Source organism: Candidatus Laterigemmans baculatus, assembly GCF_010367455.1.
GTDB lineage: Bacteria > Planctomycetota > Planctomycetia > Pirellulales > Pirellulaceae > Laterigemmans > Laterigemmans baculatus.
This window is the reverse complement of the sequence record NZ_WRPR01000142.1, coordinates 1-14,403: the sequence shown is the minus strand read 5'-3', so window position 1 is coordinate 14,403 and position 14,403 is coordinate 1. Positions and strand designations below refer to the sequence as shown.

General features: G+C 57.7%; 18 protein-coding genes and 11 tRNA genes. 21 read left to right on the top strand and 8 right to left on the bottom strand.

The window, feature by feature from the left end:
• The first annotated feature begins 125 nt into the window (after window positions 1-125).
• The 3 genes from GNK13_RS20375 to GNK13_RS20365 all read left to right on the top strand — a co-directional run bounded on the left by GNK13_RS20375 (window position 126) and on the right by GNK13_RS20365 (window position 680).
• Window positions 126-198, top strand: a tRNA-Glu gene (locus GNK13_RS20375).
• Window positions 199-429: 231 nt separating this feature from the next.
• Window positions 430-502 (top strand) — tRNA-Lys (locus GNK13_RS20370).
• Window positions 503-609: 107 nt separating this feature from the next.
• A tRNA-Gly gene (locus GNK13_RS20365) sits at window positions 610-680 on the top strand.
• A gap of 26 nt (window positions 681-706) precedes the next feature.
• On the opposite strand, the gene GNK13_RS20360 is transcribed toward GNK13_RS20365, so the two are convergent.
• Entirely contained in the window at window positions 707-1,072 is a 366-nt protein-coding gene (locus GNK13_RS20360; RefSeq protein WP_164104387.1) for a four helix bundle protein, read from the bottom strand.
• 46 nt (window positions 1,073-1,118) lie between these two features.
• On the opposite strand from GNK13_RS20360, the gene GNK13_RS20355 reads away from it, so the two are divergent.
• From GNK13_RS20355 to GNK13_RS20340, 4 genes are all read left to right on the top strand, one after another.
• Window positions 1,119-1,191 (top strand) — tRNA-Asn (locus GNK13_RS20355).
• A 92-nt stretch (window positions 1,192-1,283) separates the two neighbouring features.
• Window positions 1,284-1,358 (top strand) — tRNA-Gln (locus GNK13_RS20350).
• Between the two features lie 45 nt (window positions 1,359-1,403).
• Window positions 1,404-1,474: transfer RNA gene (locus GNK13_RS20345), tRNA-Ala, on the top strand.
• An 11-nt stretch (window positions 1,475-1,485) separates the two neighbouring features.
• Window positions 1,486-1,557 (top strand) — tRNA-Val (locus GNK13_RS20340).
• A 95-nt stretch (window positions 1,558-1,652) separates the two neighbouring features.
• On the opposite strand, the gene GNK13_RS20335 is transcribed toward GNK13_RS20340, so the two are convergent.
• Window positions 1,653-2,003 (bottom strand): four helix bundle protein, encoded by a 351-nt coding sequence (locus GNK13_RS20335; RefSeq protein ID WP_164104386.1) that lies wholly within the window; start codon window positions 2,001-2,003, stop codon window positions 1,653-1,655.
• A 73-nt stretch (window positions 2,004-2,076) separates the two neighbouring features.
• Here GNK13_RS20335 and GNK13_RS20330 point away from each other — a divergent pair.
• The 3 genes from GNK13_RS20330 (at window position 2,077) to GNK13_RS20320 (ending at window position 2,326) form a co-directional block, all read left to right on the top strand.
• Window positions 2,077-2,149: transfer RNA gene (locus tag GNK13_RS20330), tRNA-Val, on the top strand.
• An 11-nt stretch (window positions 2,150-2,160) separates the two neighbouring features.
• Window positions 2,161-2,232: transfer RNA gene (locus tag GNK13_RS20325), tRNA-Arg, on the top strand.
• A 21-nt stretch (window positions 2,233-2,253) separates the two neighbouring features.
• A tRNA-His gene (locus GNK13_RS20320) sits at window positions 2,254-2,326 on the top strand.
• A gap of 291 nt (window positions 2,327-2,617) precedes the next feature.
• Here GNK13_RS20320 and GNK13_RS20315 read toward each other — a convergent pair.
• The gene (locus GNK13_RS20315; RefSeq protein ID WP_164104385.1) at window positions 2,618-2,965 is read right to left on the bottom strand and encodes a four helix bundle protein; all 348 of its coding nucleotides are present in this window, start codon (window positions 2,963-2,965) and stop codon (window positions 2,618-2,620) included.
• A 49-nt stretch (window positions 2,966-3,014) separates the two neighbouring features.
• Between GNK13_RS20315 and GNK13_RS20310 the strand changes: the two genes are divergently transcribed.
• Window positions 3,015-3,085 (top strand) — tRNA-Cys (locus GNK13_RS20310).
• 348 nt (window positions 3,086-3,433) lie between these two features.
• Here the strand turns inward: GNK13_RS20310 and GNK13_RS20305 are convergent.
• On the bottom strand, window positions 3,434-3,781 hold the full coding sequence (locus GNK13_RS20305) for a four helix bundle protein (protein WP_164104384.1): 348 nt from the start codon (window positions 3,779-3,781) through the stop codon (window positions 3,434-3,436).
• Between the two features lie 79 nt (window positions 3,782-3,860).
• Here GNK13_RS20305 and GNK13_RS20300 point away from each other — a divergent pair, with 79 nt between their 5' ends.
• The 3 genes from GNK13_RS20300 (at window position 3,861) to GNK13_RS20290 (ending at window position 6,229) form a co-directional block, all read left to right on the top strand.
• Window positions 3,861-5,504, top strand: a complete 1,644-nt coding sequence (locus tag GNK13_RS20300; protein WP_164104383.1) for a TROVE domain-containing protein — start codon at window positions 3,861-3,863, stop codon at window positions 5,502-5,504.
• Window positions 5,505-5,777: 273 nt separating this feature from the next.
• A complete protein-coding gene (locus GNK13_RS20295) occupies window positions 5,778-5,975 on the top strand; it encodes a hypothetical protein (RefSeq protein WP_164104382.1) in 198 nt (65 codons plus the stop codon).
• A 50-nt stretch (window positions 5,976-6,025) separates the two neighbouring features.
• The gene (locus GNK13_RS20290; protein WP_164104381.1) at window positions 6,026-6,229 is read left to right on the top strand and encodes a hypothetical protein; all 204 of its coding nucleotides are present in this window, start codon (window positions 6,026-6,028) and stop codon (window positions 6,227-6,229) included.
• Between the two features lie 11 nt (window positions 6,230-6,240).
• On the opposite strand, the gene GNK13_RS20285 is transcribed toward GNK13_RS20290, so the two are convergent.
• The gene (locus GNK13_RS20285; RefSeq protein WP_164104380.1) at window positions 6,241-7,221 is read right to left on the bottom strand and encodes an alkaline phosphatase family protein; all 981 of its coding nucleotides are present in this window, start codon (window positions 7,219-7,221) and stop codon (window positions 6,241-6,243) included.
• 210 nt (window positions 7,222-7,431) lie between these two features.
• On the opposite strand from GNK13_RS20285, the gene GNK13_RS20280 reads away from it, so the two are divergent.
• The gene (locus GNK13_RS20280; RefSeq protein WP_235935364.1) at window positions 7,432-7,941 is read left to right on the top strand and encodes a TspO/MBR family protein; all 510 of its coding nucleotides are present in this window, start codon (window positions 7,432-7,434) and stop codon (window positions 7,939-7,941) included.
• Here the strand turns inward: GNK13_RS20280 and GNK13_RS22145 are convergent.
• On the bottom strand, window positions 7,882-8,061 hold the full coding sequence (locus tag GNK13_RS22145; protein WP_203329168.1) for a VOC family protein: 180 nt from the start codon (window positions 8,059-8,061) through the stop codon (window positions 7,882-7,884). The two genes, GNK13_RS20280 and GNK13_RS22145, sit on opposite strands and share 60 nt — an antisense overlap.
• Complete coding sequence (locus GNK13_RS20270; RefSeq protein WP_164104379.1) at window positions 8,058-8,537, bottom strand: DUF4385 domain-containing protein; 480 nt, start codon at window positions 8,535-8,537, stop codon at window positions 8,058-8,060. The genes GNK13_RS22145 and GNK13_RS20270 overlap by 4 nt, the downstream gene beginning before the upstream one ends.
• A 194-nt stretch (window positions 8,538-8,731) precedes the next feature.
• Here GNK13_RS20270 and GNK13_RS20265 point away from each other — a divergent pair, with 194 nt between their 5' ends.
• From GNK13_RS20265 to GNK13_RS20250, 4 genes are all read left to right on the top strand, one after another.
• Complete coding sequence (locus tag GNK13_RS20265; RefSeq protein ID WP_315853012.1) at window positions 8,732-9,439, top strand: type IV toxin-antitoxin system AbiEi family antitoxin domain-containing protein; 708 nt, start codon at window positions 8,732-8,734, stop codon at window positions 9,437-9,439.
• Window positions 9,436-10,365 carry a nucleotidyl transferase AbiEii/AbiGii toxin family protein gene (locus GNK13_RS20260; protein ID WP_203329167.1) on the top strand — a complete coding sequence of 310 codons (930 nt, stop codon included), beginning with the start codon at window positions 9,436-9,438 and terminating at the stop codon, window positions 10,363-10,365. Before GNK13_RS20265 ends, GNK13_RS20260 begins: the two co-directional genes overlap by 4 nt.
• 147 nt (window positions 10,366-10,512) lie before the next feature.
• Entirely contained in the window at window positions 10,513-11,736 is a 1,224-nt protein-coding gene (locus GNK13_RS20255) for a class I SAM-dependent methyltransferase (RefSeq protein WP_235935362.1), read from the top strand.
• 70 nt (window positions 11,737-11,806) lie between these two features.
• The gene (locus GNK13_RS20250) at window positions 11,807-12,721 is read left to right on the top strand and encodes an IS1096 element passenger TnpR family protein (protein WP_164104377.1); all 915 of its coding nucleotides are present in this window, start codon (window positions 11,807-11,809) and stop codon (window positions 12,719-12,721) included.
• Window positions 12,722-12,882: 161 nt separating this feature from the next.
• On the opposite strand, the gene GNK13_RS20245 is transcribed toward GNK13_RS20250, so the two are convergent.
• Window positions 12,883-13,293, bottom strand: a complete 411-nt coding sequence (locus GNK13_RS20245; protein WP_203545388.1) for a type IV toxin-antitoxin system AbiEi family antitoxin domain-containing protein — start codon at window positions 13,291-13,293, stop codon at window positions 12,883-12,885.
• Window positions 13,294-13,438: 145 nt separating this feature from the next.
• Here GNK13_RS20245 and GNK13_RS20240 point away from each other — a divergent pair, with 145 nt between their 5' ends.
• Together GNK13_RS20240 and GNK13_RS20235 are read left to right on the top strand one after the other, a co-directional pair.
• Entirely contained in the window at window positions 13,439-13,882 is a 444-nt protein-coding gene (locus GNK13_RS20240) for an excisionase family DNA-binding protein (protein ID WP_164104375.1), read from the top strand.
• An 18-nt stretch (window positions 13,883-13,900) separates the two neighbouring features.
• Window positions 13,901-14,314: a PIN domain-containing protein gene (locus GNK13_RS20235; RefSeq protein WP_164104374.1), complete on the top strand. Its 414-nt coding sequence runs from the start codon at window positions 13,901-13,903 to the stop codon at window positions 14,312-14,314.
• Window positions 14,315-14,403: the final 89 nt, after the last annotated feature.

Below are 14,403 nucleotides of genomic sequence, written 5' to 3'. Positions count from 1 at the left end.
CACCCTTCACCCTTCACCCTTCACCCTTCACCCTTCACCCTTCACCCTTCACCCTTCACCCTTCAACCTTCAACCTTCAACCTTCAACCTTCAACCTTCAACCTTCACTCTTCAAACTTCGTTTCGGTCCGTTCGACTTCGGGTGAGGTCACTGGTCTTTCAAGCCAGGCAGGCTGGGTTCGACTCCCGCACGGATCACTTTGATAGTCTGTAGCGAGTAGTCCGTAGTCTATAGGGCTGCCAGCTAGCAGTCTAAGGACTAGAAGCTAAACGCTAATTCGGTAGTCGAGGGCTGGTCGCCCATCTCCCGCTGATATCCGGGGCGTGCTGAGTTCGATCCTCGGGGCTACCACTAACAACGACTGTAATAAAGGAGACCGATAATGCTTCATTTCCTGCGGTTGAAACGCATACGCCCGACCAAACAATGGGGTTGTGGTGTAACTGGCAGCATGGCGGACTTTTAATCCGTTCGGTGTGGGTTCAACTCCCGCCGGCCCCACTCACCTCGGCGTGTGGCTCAGTGGTGAATATCGAGGTGATGCGGGTTCGATTCCGGCTCGGTGCTCTTACTTTTGATCTTTGACAATTCGGTTGTGATGCAATTCTGCGCTCATGATGTAGCGGTAGCCTGCTGCCTTGCCATGGCGGAAGTGCGGGTTCGACTCCCGCTGGGCGCTTTGAGTTAGGCTTCAGGAGCAAGGAGCTAGACTTCAGACCTTTTGCGAATGGCGCGGATGAGGCCGTTGATAACCTTAGCCGTTTCAACTGCAATGGTGTCGACGGCTGCGAACCCCTCGTCGCTGAGAAATCCGAGGCGATGGGCGAGTGAAAGCTGGTACTGCGTTTCGCATGCCGATCCGTACGCAATGTCGAGGAAGCGGACGTAGTCAGCTTCCGATGCCTTCGCACATCCTTCGACAATGTTCGACGGAACCGACACGGCAGCACCTCGAACTTGCGACGTCAGACCAAACTGCTCCTCTCGCGGGAAGTTTGCTGTATGTCGGTAGACGGCTACTGCCAATTCATCTGCAAGTTGAAATGCTCGCAGGTTGTGGTGGTTTCGCATCGCAGCTCTCCCCTGAGGTCTGAAGTCTTAGGTCTAGCAGCTATTCTCCGGTGTGGCCCGATCGGTAGGGCGGCTCCCTGTTAAGGAGACGAGTGAAGGTTCGAGTCCTTCCGCCGGAGCTTTTCAGGTTTCGCCTCGTGTCTTTGGCGGGTCGGCAGTGGCGCCGGGCTTCCAACGCGATCAGCCGGACCCCAAGAAACATTCTTCTCGATGCGGGGTAGTTTCTGTCGGTAGAAATCCGCGGCTTTGAACCGCGAGTTCGCAGGTTCGACTCCTGCCCCCGCAGCTCAAACGCGAACCACTCACCCGGTCGTTTGTCTGTAGACCAAGAGGGCTCGTCGTCCAACAGGAAGACACCGGTGTCGCATACCGGAGATCTGGGTGCAATTCCCAGTGGGTCCACTTTGATAGTCAGTCCCGTGGTCCAACGGCAACGACGCTTGGTTCACATCCAGGAGACGATGGTTCGATTCCATCCGGGACTGTTTGCGGACGCGCCCAGGTACGCCAATCGGAAGAGCGGTCCGGCTTATGACTAGCTAATCAGCAGTTAGCTTATTAGCAGTTAGCTTTTTAGCGATTAGCTTTTTCGTATGGAGCGGATCAGTGATGCTAGCACTTTTGACGTCTCGGTGAGCTTGTTTTGCAGTTCTGCATTCTCTGTTGCGAATCCGAGTCGAGTGGCGAGTGATGCTTGATATTCGACTTCTCGCAGAGAACCGTAGGCAATGTTCAGGAACCGAAGGAAGTCAGCTTCGGTCTGACGTCCGCACCCTTCGACGATGTTCGACGGAACCGAAACGGCGGCACGCCGCATTTGCGAGGTCAAGCCGAATTGTTCTTCTCGCGGAAAACTCGTCGTGAACCGGTAAGTCAACAACGCAATTTCGTCCGCCAGCACGAAAGCCCGTAGTTTCGTGTGATCCCGCATCCCGTTGTCCTCTGCCTGTTGCTGAATGCTAGAACGCTAACTGCTAAAAAGCTAGATACTAACAAGCTACCCCGATCGCGTGGTCCAGTGGCGAGGGCGTCTGGGTGACAACCAGAAGATCGATGGTTCGACTCCATCCGCGATCACTTTAGTGTACGGCTCGGTGGTGAAACGGAAATCACCTCTCGCTTCTAACGAGAAGTTCCGGGTTCGAATCCTGGCCGAGCTACTGAACGAAGGAATCAACACGGTGGCTGTGGTGTACACGGTCTGCATACTTGCCTGTGAAGCAAGAGGTAAGGGTTCGATTCCCTTCAGTCACCCTCAGTCGCTTACAGAAAAGGGCGAACCTGATTTGCCCCAGCGGAATCATTGTTATCAGCTACATTGCCTTGCGAGTGTGATGGACAGCACGACGGTCTTCGGAACCGTTAGACGGGGTTCGGCTCCCTGGCGGGGCACTGAGGAAGTTGGAAGAGTGAAGGGTGAAGAGTGAAACCCGGTTACGTTCTCGGAGTGTGCTGGATCGCACGCGACCTTGCGGAGGTCGTAGACCAGGTTCGATTCCTGGCGAGAACATTGGAAGGGTGAAGAGTGAAGTTGGAAGTGTGAAATCAGGAACGAGAATTTTTGATGATGGTCGTGAGAATCGCGATCAGTTCATTGGCTTCTTGGGTCAGCGGTTGGAGCCGTTCCGGCGGAAGCAGCTCGGTTGCGGTGAGGAGGCGGAGCCAATAGTGAGTTTCGCGTGCTTCCTTGCAGGCGATAGAGTACTTGCTGACGAAGTCTGCTCTACTTTGGCTCGCCTGACCCTCCTCTACGTTTGCCCCGATAGACGTTCCAGATCGAAGCAATTGATTTGCAAGCGTTGCTGAAACGCGACCGTTAGATTCAAGTGCCAGGCTAAGCTTCACAATCCGCTCGGCAAATGCGAACGTTCGATCAGGCAAGTCGCTCTTCATCGGTATCTCCGCCTTTCAAACTTCACCATTCACCATTCAAACTTCATTAGACGCTGGAGCCAGACGGCACGGCAACCGGCTGCAACCCGGTCCAAGTGGGTTCGACTCCCACCAGCGTTTTGACCAGCCGACTGCCGGCTCGGATTACATCTCTTTTGGGAAGTGAAACGTGTCTGAGCTTACACCTCGTTGGCTGGTCGCCGACCAGTACACGACTGACTGCCGACTGGAGTACATCGGATACCACCCGAGAGGTTGCGGGTTCGAGTCCCGCCGATGCTTGCTTTGCTTGCATCGTAGCTCAATCGGATAGAGCGCTACGTCTCTGGTCACCACTTCGTCAGTCGCGTTTTGACAACCGCAGTATTTGCCTGTCTGCAGCTTCACTTTGCCATTCAAGGGATCGCCGAACGATCCCACCAATACACGGAGAAGAAGTTCGAAGGGTGAAGAGTGAATTGTGAAGGCTCAGTCGCGGAGCTTTTTGACGATTGCGGTCAAAATTGCGATGAGTTCGTTGCACTCGCTCATTATGGGTTGCAACCGATCCCGCGGGACGATTTCAGCCTCGGCCAGTAGGCGGAGCCAGTACAGAGTCTCGCGAGTCTCCTTGCAGGCGATGTTGTATTTCAGGCGGAAATCGTTCCGACTTTGACTCGCTTGTCCCTCTTCGATATTCGCGCCGATCGATGTCCCTGACCGAATCAATTGGCGGCTTAGCGTTTGCGCGACGCCGCGCTGTTGTTCCAAACTTTGGCAGAGTTTCACAATCCGCTTCGCAAAAACGAAGGTCCGTTCCGGTAGGTCAGTCGGCATCAAGAACACCCCGTCGGAATTGCATCACAACCAGACTCGTTTTCCTTCACCCTTCACCCCTCACTTTTCCAACTTTATCATGGTTAACAAGGGTTTGTTCTCGAGCATTGCCAGCGTTTTTCCTCGAGCCACGGTCGTCAATGAGGCGGGCGGCCCGGCGTACCAGTACTCCACCAAGCACGCGCTCGCGCAGATGGCGGCGACCGGCACGTTCGGTAACGTCTTCTACGCGACGGCGCAGAACCAGCTCGACACGATGCGGAGTCTGATCGACCAGGTCGACGACAACGAGTTCCTGGCAAAGCTGGCGGTCTACTCGCGTGAGCGTGCTTACATGAAGGACATGCCGGCGGCGCTGTTGGTCGTGCTGTCGAAGCGAGACACGGCGCTGATGCACCGGGTGTTTGATCGAGTCGCCGATAACGGCCGCGTCCTGCGCACCGCTTTCCAGATGACTCGTTCGGGACAGTTCGGTCGCAAGAGTCTGTCGAGCTCGCTGCAGCGTGCGTTCCAGCGGTGGTTGAATGAGGCGTCCGTCGGCAAGCTGCTCTCGGCTTCGATTGGAAACGATCCGAGCCTGCGAGACATCTTGCGAATGGCCCGTCCCACGCCGAAGGACAACATGCGCCGCGCGCTGTTCGGTTGGCTGACGGACAAGCAGGTCGATAAGTGGGCTCCGGCAACCGAAGCCGACTTGCCGGCGGCCGTTCAGTCGCTGATCGCTTACCGTGGAGCGGACTCGGCCGAAGCCCAGACGCTGATCGCGGGCGACCTGCAGGTTCGGTGGGACTTGCTGGCCGACGCGGCGAAGGGGCCGATGGTCTGGAAGGCGATTGCCCGGCAGATGGGACCGCAGGCGTTGCGAATGAACCTCAACACGCTGTTGCGTCACGACGTTTTCCAGGACGGAGAGGGTGCTGACAGCGAGATTATCGACTACGTGGCCGGCCAATTGGCTGACCCGGCGGCGATCGCTCGCAGCCGTCAGTTCCCGTACCAGTTCTTGGCGGCGTACCTGAACGCCTCAGCCGAGGTTCCGCACAAGATCAAGGCAGCGTTGCACGACGCGGCCGAAATTGCGTGCGGAAACGTGCCAACGCTCGCTGGTCCTGTGATCATCGGACTCGATACGTCGGGTTCGATGGGATGTCCGGTGACCGGATGGCAAGGTCGAGGCCGCGCGTCAAAGATGCGCTGCGTCGACGTGGCGGCCTTGTTCGCCGCGGCGATCCTGCGCCGGAACCCGGATAGCGTCGTCGTGCCATTCGACACTCGAGCCTACGATGCCAAGATCGATCCGAGCGATTCGATTCTGAGCGTCTCGGAGCGATTGTCGAAGTACGGAGGCGGTGGAACGGACTGCTCGATCCCGCTGCGTGAAGCGAACCAGCGATACAGCAAGCGGAAATTTGCCGGCATCGTGCTGGTCAGCGACAACGAGAGCTGGATCAACGGTGGCCGTTTCTTCGGATCCGGCCGCGGCGGTTCAACCGGCGTCGTGACGGAGTGGGAGAAGTTCAAGAAGGCCCAGCGAAAGAACGGCATCGCCGATCCCAAGCTGGTCTGCATCGACATCGCCCCCTACGGCCACACGCAGGCCTCGGACCGAGCAGACATTTTGAACATCGGCGGCTTCAGTGACGCGGTGTTCAACGTCGTCAGCTCGTTCCTGGAAAGCGACCAGGCCCGCTTCGTCCGCGAAGTGGAAGCGGTCGAGTTGTAGCCTGTAGACTGATGGCGAACCGGAAATCGAGATGCCCCGGAGCGAGCAATCCTCCGGGGCGGATGAGCGCTAGATCAATGCCATTTACTTTGGACCATCAGCCGCCACGCGCTAGCGTCCGGTTCTTTGCATTTCCCTCGGAACCGGACGCTAGCGCGTGGCGGCTGATAACGAAAAAGCCGCGAACGTAAATGACATCGGGCGCCAGCTCCAGCATTTCCGCAGGCGTGTGGCAGAGAGCGTGATCTCGAGCAATTCCAGCGATCCTGCAAGATGATGCATCCGGCCTACTTTGAAACCCGCTTCCGCATCGATACGATGCCCGACGAATGGCCGGCGCAGTTCGTGATCCTTTCTGCTTGGGCAACAACTGGTCAATCGTGGACGCAGGAGGCCAATGAGGCGGCGGATCGCCGGCTCGCCCGACTGCTGGCCGACAGCGGCCTGTGGCACTTGCGGATCACCGGCTAGTCGCGGTTAGGCACCAGACCGATGTCGCTGGGCGATCTCATCATTCGACTTTGCGACGGCGCGTTCGGCTGCATCGAAGCGGTGCGCCGGTGGCTGGGGCGGCCGGCATCGAAGCCAGCAACTACCGTGAAGGAATCCTCGGCTGGTGTCGCGCCGGTCTGCCCCTGGAAACCGACGACCACCAACCCACCAATGCCGTGCATCCGTACTGGCGGGTGTTCACCGTGCCCGAGCACTACGAAGTCAGAATGTAGCGGCATTGCGGCTACGGCCGATCGAGTCCTTGCGGCTTTCCGTCCCAGCCCCACTGGTCATCGATCGTCACGCCGAGATGAGTCGCGGCAGTTGCAACGGCGTCGACGATCTCGACCGGCGGCGGCAGCGGCCCGGGCCGGACGCCTGCGCCTGAGACGATCAACATGCTGTTGAGGATTTCGGGATTGTCATGCCCGTTACTGTGGCTGAGGCCTGCCCCACCATGGTCGCTGGTGATGATGATCAGCCAGTCCTCATCGTCGCGCGTCGCTCGAGTGTCGATGGCATTGAGCACCTCGCCGACGAGTCGATCGGCACGCTCGATCGCCGCGATGTATTCGGGGACCGTCGGATGGAATCCTTTGGCGTGTCCCGTTTCATCGACTTGGCCGATGTAAAAGAAAATGCAGTCGTCATCGGCCGTGGCCAAACGCTCTGCAACTGCCTTGGCGCAACGTTCGTCGGCAGTAGCATAGTCTTTGTTTTCCGCTTCAAAGGCACGGGAGACGTCGGCGCCGGCGGTAATCTGCGATGCGATCGGCTCCCAAGTCACGAACGACGCCGTCGACAGCATCGGCCTCACTTCTTTGAGCCGAACAAAAGCATGCGGGTACTGTTCGTACTGCTTGCCACGGAAGCTGTTGTCGTGCACGCCGTGCTTGTCTGCCCAGACGCCAGTCAGAATGCTCGACCAACCGGGGCCGCTGATCGTGTCGTTGTCGCGATAGCGTGAACCCAGGATCTGGGCTGCCGGTGAATAGGCCCCACTGGCGATCAAGCGATCGAAATGCGGAGTGTCCGCTTTGCGTAGTGCATCAAAGCGGCAACCATCGATGCCAATTAGTAGCACCTTCTTGACGGGGCTCCCGGGCACTGCTTGTTGGGCACCGCCGGCCGCATCTTGAGCGACCGCGTGAATCGTCTCGCCGGCGAACCCGCTCAAGCCAAACGCAAAAATTGCCGGAGCCAAACCCAGAATCAATCGGAACATACTCAGTTGCCCCTCTCACAGTTACCGCACAAGGTGGAAAAACCATCGCAACCGCCCCGCAGTATAACCGCCCTAATCGGCGTCTGGGCTGGTGCATGCGCCGGTGAATTCGTCAGCGACGTTATCGGTCAGGAGCGTTTCCTTTCCCCGCGGAGAACGCGAAGCGATAGAATCGGCGAGTCGCATGACCCTCTGACTTGGAATCGATTGATGACGGACGAATCACTTGCGGAGCAACGGATGTCGCCGACCGCTCAGGCCATCGGACTCGCAGGGTTCTTGGCCGTCTGCTTTGGCGCGGCAGCGCTGGGTGGGATTGCGACGGGGCCCGAGATCGATGGCTGGTATCGGACGCTGGAAAAACCGTCCTGGCAGCCTCCCCCCTGGGTATTTGGCCCTGTCTGGAGCGTGCTTTACCTGCTGATGGCTGTGGCGGCTTGGCTCGTCTGGCGGCGCAGCGGATTTCGGGACGCGGCGGTGCCACTCAGCCTTTTTGCGGTTCAGCTGATCCTGAACGTCGCTTGGTCGTGGATCTTTTTTCGCCTGGAGATGCCGGGCTGGGCGTGGCTGGAGCTGGTCGTTCTTTGGTTGGCGATCGTGGTCACAACCTGGGCGTTTTTCAGGAGAACCTCGGCCGCGGGTGGGCTGATGCTGCCGTACTTAGCCTGGGTGACCTTCGCCGGCGCCCTCAATTTCGCGATCTGGCGACTCAACGCCTGAAGGGAAACCCAGCACACCACAGTAGAATCGCAACGACCGCTCCAGGTCGGCAACTTTTAGGTGCACATGGCCGATGCGGACCCGCGGGTCGACGGGCCGATTTGTGTTACTGGTGGTCATGGCTTGTCCCGCTGGTTGTTCTCGTGACGTTCCTGGTGCCGCTTCTTTTGGCGGATGTATTCGGGGTGCTCTCTGGCGGTGACGTAGCGCTCGTAGAAGACCGCCGCGGCCGCTGCCTTCTCGGGATCTTCAATCCTCGGCAACTCCTCGCCGGTCTTGGCGTCATACTTCCGCCCGCCCTTGTGGTTCGCGTAGCGTCTGGCCCGTGTCCATCCCATCTGCAGGAACTTGCGGGACATGTCAGCCCCCACGAAGTCCTCGGCTTTCAGATAAGCCAGGAACATCTTGTAAATCTTGGTCGATGACTTCTTCGCATCGGCGACCGTTTTAAACCGCCAGTGCGGAAGAATCTCGCTCTTGTACGGCTGGACCAGCAGCACGCCCTGCTCGCCTTTTCCGACTCGATAGAGTTCTGGCTGCAGGCGGAAATCGATCGCCTTGAAGTCGAGCGTGTAGTCGAAGCCAGAGCCATGCATGGCCAAGCACCCTCCATTCCTGGCTACCTTGGGGCACGCTGCGACATCAATGGCAGCAGGATCACATGAACGCCGCGAACCCACCGGCGAGAGCCGCGCCACTGTACAGCAACCGCTTCGGCAAATCCACGACTGACAGCCGCCAAGCCACAGACCGCTGCAGGTAGTTCCGGGACGAGGGCGGGGCAGCGATTATGGGCCGTTCGCCTGGAAAACGGCTTGCTTTCACGCCGGGCCGTGGTACAAAACCCCTCCACACCTACACTTTCGGAGGTGTTATGTATGGTGAGCATGCGATGAGTGGATCAGCAGCAGAGCGGGCGAAGCGGTCTTTTCGAAAGCACGGCGGGACAATGCGCATGGCCGACGCCCTCCGCGCAGGAATCAGCCGCAACACGCTGTATGCCATGCGTGATTCCGGCGAGATCGAGGTGCTGGCCCGCGGTCTCTATCGACTGGCCAGCCTGGATCCGCTGAGCTCTCCCGACCTGACCACCGTGGCGAAAAAGGCTCCCCACGCCGTTATCTACTCGATCTCCGCACTGGCATTTCATGAGCTGACGACCCAGATACCGCACGAGATTTGGATCGCTGTGCCCAGGAATAGTGAACCACCGCGACTGGAGTATCCGCCTCTACGAATCACCCGCCTGAGCCACAAGTCATACCATCTCGGAATCGAAAGCCACACGCTCGACGAAATCGAGGTCAAAGTCTACTCGCGGGAAAAGACCCTCATCGACTGCTTCAAACGGCGAAACGAAATTGGCCTCGATGTCGTGTTGGAAGCGGTAAGAATGTACAAGTACCAAAACAAGGTGGACGTTGAGAAGCTGATGAGCTTTGCGCACGAACTGCGGGTAGCCAGGATCGCCCAACCCTATCTGGAGGCGATTCTGTGACCCGCGACTTGGCTGCATCGGTAAGGGCACGGTTGGCGAACAAAGCCAAGGAAACGAACCGCCCCTTCCAGGAAGTCCTGACGTACTTTGCCATGGAGCGGTTTCTGTATCGCCTGTCGCGAACGGAACACACGCAGCGTTTCATTCTCAAGGGAGCGTTGATGTTCACGGCCTGGGGCACGAGCCAAACGCGTGCGACCCGCGACATTGATTTCCTCGCGCATGCGGCTAATTCCGTTGAAGCGATGACTGATGTGGTCCGATCCATTTGTGCACAGGAGGTTCCTCCTGACGGAATGGTCTTCTTGCCAGAGACAGCTCGTGGCGCAGCCATCAAGGAGGATGCAGATTATTCCGGCGTCAGAGTCACCTTCACAGCGAAACTGCAGAATGCACGCATCCTGATGCAAACCGACATCGGCTTCGGCGACGTGATATACCCAGGAGTTGTTCCCACCGAATATCCGACAATGCTTGAGTTCGAGGGGCCGCACCTACTGGGCTATCCGAAAGAAACCGTCGTCGCAGAAAAGTTTGAGGCGTTGACGAAACTAGGGCAGCTCAATAGCCGAATGAAGGACTATTCTGACATCCTCACGCTATCTCGACAATTTGATTTCGATGGCTCGGAACTGGCGACGGCAATCCAGGCAACCTTTGCCAATCGCCGCACCGAAGTGAGATCCGAACCGGTCGGGCTTTCGGAGGCTTTTAGTCGCGATCCAACAAAGCAAACCCAGTGGGCGGCATTTCTCCGCAAATCAAAGCTGACCGGAGTGCCAACGGACCTCACCACCGTGGTGGAAGAACTGCGATCGTTTCTTGCTCCGATCGCCATCGCAATACTGCAAAGAAAGGCGTTCGAATTGACTTGGAAGGAACCAGGCCCGTGGCGTCGTTCGGAGGCCGACAACGATGGAGACTGACTGCAGTTGGGTCAATTCGCACGGTGTGCGATGGTGCAGAAACAACAGCCAGAATTACCTCACATGGGAAAGCCGGTGGCGAGCCGCTTGGGCACCGGATTCAATGGTACTTCGTAAATTAGCAATTTCGGGAGGGAATGCAATCTCGTGAACGACGACTTGTTCGATGACTTCGACGAAACGCAACCGCATGTGACCTACTACACCGATGGCGAAGGCCGCTGGCTCAAGCGAGTCTGGGCGGATCAGTGCCGGGAGACGATTTTGTTTCGCGATCGGTGCCAGGGTGTTGCCGGCCACTCGGGTGATCATTGGTGCTTCCAACTTGACGGATCGTACCACTACAAGCCACATGAGGACGACCCAAAGCGAAAAGAGGTCGGATGCGGGACGATCCCACCTGGACATACTGGCTATCGAACGCCACTGGAGATGAGTCGCTACCGGCATCTCGAGTTTTATGAAGATCTCGAAGTCACGGATGCGGCTGAGCTCGAACGGTTGCAGCGGGGCGAGTTCGCGGCGAACGAATCCATCGATGCACCTTGCACGGAAGAGCAGATCGAGATGCTTCGCAAACTCGGGCGACTCGATTCTGACGAGCGCCGCGAGCGAAGAGAACGGTCCCGCTCGCTAAAGTACCAGCCCAAGGATCTTTCACGTAAATCGACAACTGTCGACATCGAGTCCCGTTTCGATAAAGACGTCGATCGGTTCAGCAACTTGGAAACAGGTCAGTCCGCCACGATCGATGCACCGCTGGCGATGCAATTGATCACCGAAGCGGCTGTGCGTTTGACGCCGCAAATAAACCGAGTCCTCGACATCGGCTGTGGAGCAGGGAACAACACCCTGAAGCTAAAAGAGATTTACGGCAAAACGTTCGCTTCTGATCTTTTGGACCTCAGCGGGCCAATGCTCGAACGGGCAAAAGAGCGTGTAGCGGACGCTGGCATTCCGAGAGTTGAGCTGTGGCAAAGTGACTTTCGAGACGCCGATTTGCCGAGCGAGAGCTATGACGTAATCCTTGCCGCTGCGGTGCTTCATCATTTACGTGACGACGCGGACTGGCAGGCAGCCTTTGAGAAGCTCTGGTCGCTGCTCAAGCCAGGCGGCTCGGTTTGGATCACGGACCTGGTTGTTCAAGAAACCGTGCCGATTCACGAGCTAATGTGGTCTCTCTACGGCGAATATCTCGAGGGGCAGGGCGGCAGCGAGTACCGCAAGAAAGTGTTCGACTACATTGAGCGGGAAGATTCAGCACGGCCAGTCACCTACCAGCTGGACCTACTCCGCCGCGTCGGCTTTGCTCACGTCGAATTATTGCACAAGAACAGTTGCTTCGCCGCCTTTGGCGCATGGAAGGAATAGCACGAAGGACATCTCCGCGGAACGACCACCGACAGAAACTGCCCCAGTCTTTACAAGGAAGGCGTGAACGATGCCCGATTTCACTCCCACCCAAGGCCGCTATCTTTCCTACATCCACGCCTATACAAGCGGCTTCGGCACTCCGCCAGCGGAGTCCGAGATCGCCGAAGCCATGGGAGTCTCGCCACCGTCGGTCCATCAGATGATGAAGACGCTGGAAAAGAAAAATTTGATTCGCCGAACGCCGAGGGAAGCTCGCTCTATCGAAATATTGGTCGACCGCTCCGACATTCCCCCGTGGACCGGAGGCCCGTGGACCGGAGGCCCCATTACTCGCACAGTCACCCAATGGGTGATGCGCCGCCCCAGGTCAAGCAAACGGACCGTCTCGGCCTCAGCACAAAGCGTTCAAAAGCAACTTCAGAAGATATACGTTTTTAAGATCACGCTCGTCCGTTCGAAGCCACTGGTTTGGCGGCGCATTGAAACTCGTGACGTCACCCTTGGCAATCTGCATGAACAAATTCAAACCGCCATGGGCTGGACGAACTCGCACATGCACCAGTTTGAAATCGGCGGCCAGCGTTACACCGACCCGCGTTTTCTAGACGACGAGTTTGGCGATTTCGGGGCTCGCGACTACAGCGACATCACCATCAGCAAACTCGTCGACCGGTACGGCTCAAAATTAACGATGCATTACGAGTACGATTTCGGTGACGGCTGGGAGCACAAAGTCGTACTCGAAAAAACAACCGAAGCCGAAGCGAAGACAAAGTACCCCCGATGCACCGCCGGCAAGTGCGCCTGCCCGCCTGAAGATGTCGGCGGTGTTTACGGCTACGCCGACTTCCTGCTTGTGATCAGCGATCCTGAACATCCCGATCACGAAGACTTGATGGAATGGGGTGGCCCCTTCGATCCAAAGCACTTCGACCATCACGAAGCAACCCGAGCGATGCAGCTCGGCCTCCCCGCCTGGTAAATTCGCCAACGTTGCGGATGATGACCGTTACCGGCAGTGCTGGCGAATTATATCGCCGGCGCGCTGTTCGGCGTCGTCATGATCAGCCACCTTTAGTGTTCCTCTTCATGTCGGGCAAGAAAATCGCGCCTGCTCATGTCCAGCCATGCCTGGCCGGGTCGTCACGCCAGTGCTTCAAGATACAGAAGCATCACATTGGTTACTCGGCAGACGCGAGCCACCTGCCAAATCTCGTCCAGAGTGGCCGCTCGATTCGAACGGCAATCCCGTAGCGCCTCCAACGCCACGTCGAGGCCGATTTTGTTTCGGAACTTGAAGCAGTCAGCAACCGTCTTTGCTGGGCTAAAGACGCGAACCGCCGCGCCGCCGATTCGATGTTCTTCAACGCCATAGGTCAGAGACTCTAGGGAGTACCGCATGATGCGCGGGCGAGTCGAATCCATCTTCGGTGCCCACGCTTTGTTGGGAATGGCGATCCAGGTTTCGTGCGGCAGTTGCGTCGTTAGGCAGTGAAACAGGAGCGCGGACAGCAGGCAAACTACTCCCAGCGGGACTCGTTTGCACACCTCCACCAGCGTCTGGTGCTCGGTCGGCTCACGGTGTCTCGCCATTCCCAACGTGGCGTCCCCCCCGGCATACATATTCCGTTGCGGATACGTCGGATGTTGCGGTTATTGCGGTTGCGAGGTACAATTGCACGCTCTCAAGGAGAGATCCATGTCTGTGCTAATGAACGAACCGGTCAGCCCCTCGTCGGATGACGTGCGTCTAGCGCGCCAATCGAGCCGCAGTTTGGCCCCGTTCTTAAACCGCAAGCTGACCGTCCGCATCGCAGATACGGACGAGCAGGTCGAACTGCCGGCGGTCGCGGTCCGTCTGCTGGTCGACCTCCTGTCAGCCATGGCGGAAGGCAATGCGGTGACGCTGATTCCGATCCATGCGGAACTGACCACCCAACAGGCAGCCGATTTGATCGGCGTTTCCCGCCCCTTCCTGATTAAACAGCTCGACGAAGGATTGATTCCGTATCGTCGAGTGGGGACGCACCGACGAGTTTTGTTTTCGGACCTGATGCGATACAAGCACGAGATCGACGAGAAGCGAACAGACGCCCTCGACGAGCTGACTCGGCAGGCGCAGGACCTCGAGATGGGCTACTAGCCAGCTCGGCCAGCAACGATGCCAACGTTCACTGCGCTATATGACGCATGCGTCTTGTACCCAGCCCCGCTTCGCGACTTGCTGATGCGGCTGGCACTGACCGAACTTTTTCGCGCGCGGTGGACGAACCAAATTCATGATGAATGGATCCGCAACGTCCTCGCTGACCGACCAGATCTGACGGCCGAACAACTGGAACGCACTCGCGAGCTGATGAACGCGCACGTGCGAGATTGCCTAGTAATCGATTATGAGGATATGATCGAGGGACTCGACCTGCCTGACCGCGATGATCGTCACGTGCTGGCGGCGGCAATTCGCACCCGAGCTTCGGTGATCGTTACCTTCAACCTATCCGACTTCCCTCCAGCATATCTTGCCAAACACGGGCTCGAAGCACAGCATCCTGATGAGTTCATCACACACCTGTGATTTGTTTCAGCGGGAAGTGAGACTTTCTGGGTCAGTTACAAGAGACAGATTCGGGGGCTGAAAAGGGTAAGGTTCGTTGACGGATTCCG

What these genes read in the sequence shown, in the direction of transcription:
- GNK13_RS20335 (WP_164104386.1), bottom strand. Translation starts at nt 2,003, where the DNA reads ATGCGGGATCACACGAAACTACGGGCTTTCGTGCTGGCGGACGAAATT.
- GNK13_RS20285 (WP_164104380.1), bottom strand. Translation starts at nt 7,221, where the DNA reads ATGTTCCGATTGATTCTGGGTTTGGCTCCGGCAATTTTTGCGTTTGGC.
- GNK13_RS20280 (WP_235935364.1), top strand. Translation starts at nt 7,432, where the DNA reads ATGACGGACGAATCACTTGCGGAGCAACGGATGTCGCCGACCGCTCAG.
- GNK13_RS20240 (WP_164104375.1), top strand. Translation starts at nt 13,439, where the DNA reads ATGTCTGTGCTAATGAACGAACCGGTCAGCCCCTCGTCGGATGACGTG.
- GNK13_RS20295 (WP_164104382.1), top strand. Translation starts at nt 5,778, where the DNA reads ATGATGCATCCGGCCTACTTTGAAACCCGCTTCCGCATCGATACGATG.
- GNK13_RS20305 (WP_164104384.1), bottom strand. Translation starts at nt 3,781, where the DNA reads ATGCCGACTGACCTACCGGAACGGACCTTCGTTTTTGCGAAGCGGATT.
- GNK13_RS20235 (WP_164104374.1), top strand. Translation starts at nt 13,901, where the DNA reads ATGCCAACGTTCACTGCGCTATATGACGCATGCGTCTTGTACCCAGCC.
- GNK13_RS20360 (WP_164104387.1), bottom strand. Translation starts at nt 1,072, where the DNA reads ATGCGAAACCACCACAACCTGCGAGCATTTCAACTTGCAGATGAATTG.
- GNK13_RS20315 (WP_164104385.1), bottom strand. Translation starts at nt 2,965, where the DNA reads ATGAAGAGCGACTTGCCTGATCGAACGTTCGCATTTGCCGAGCGGATT.
- GNK13_RS20265 (WP_315853012.1), top strand. Translation starts at nt 8,732, where the DNA reads ATGGGCCGTTCGCCTGGAAAACGGCTTGCTTTCACGCCGGGCCGTGGT.
- GNK13_RS22145 (WP_203329168.1), bottom strand. Translation starts at nt 8,061, where the DNA reads ATGACCACCAGTAACACAAATCGGCCCGTCGACCCGCGGGTCCGCATC.
- GNK13_RS20250 (WP_164104377.1), top strand. Translation starts at nt 11,807, where the DNA reads ATGCCCGATTTCACTCCCACCCAAGGCCGCTATCTTTCCTACATCCAC.
- GNK13_RS20300 (WP_164104383.1), top strand. Translation starts at nt 3,861, where the DNA reads ATGGTTAACAAGGGTTTGTTCTCGAGCATTGCCAGCGTTTTTCCTCGA.
- GNK13_RS20270 (WP_164104379.1), bottom strand. Translation starts at nt 8,537, where the DNA reads ATGCATGGCTCTGGCTTCGACTACACGCTCGACTTCAAGGCGATCGAT.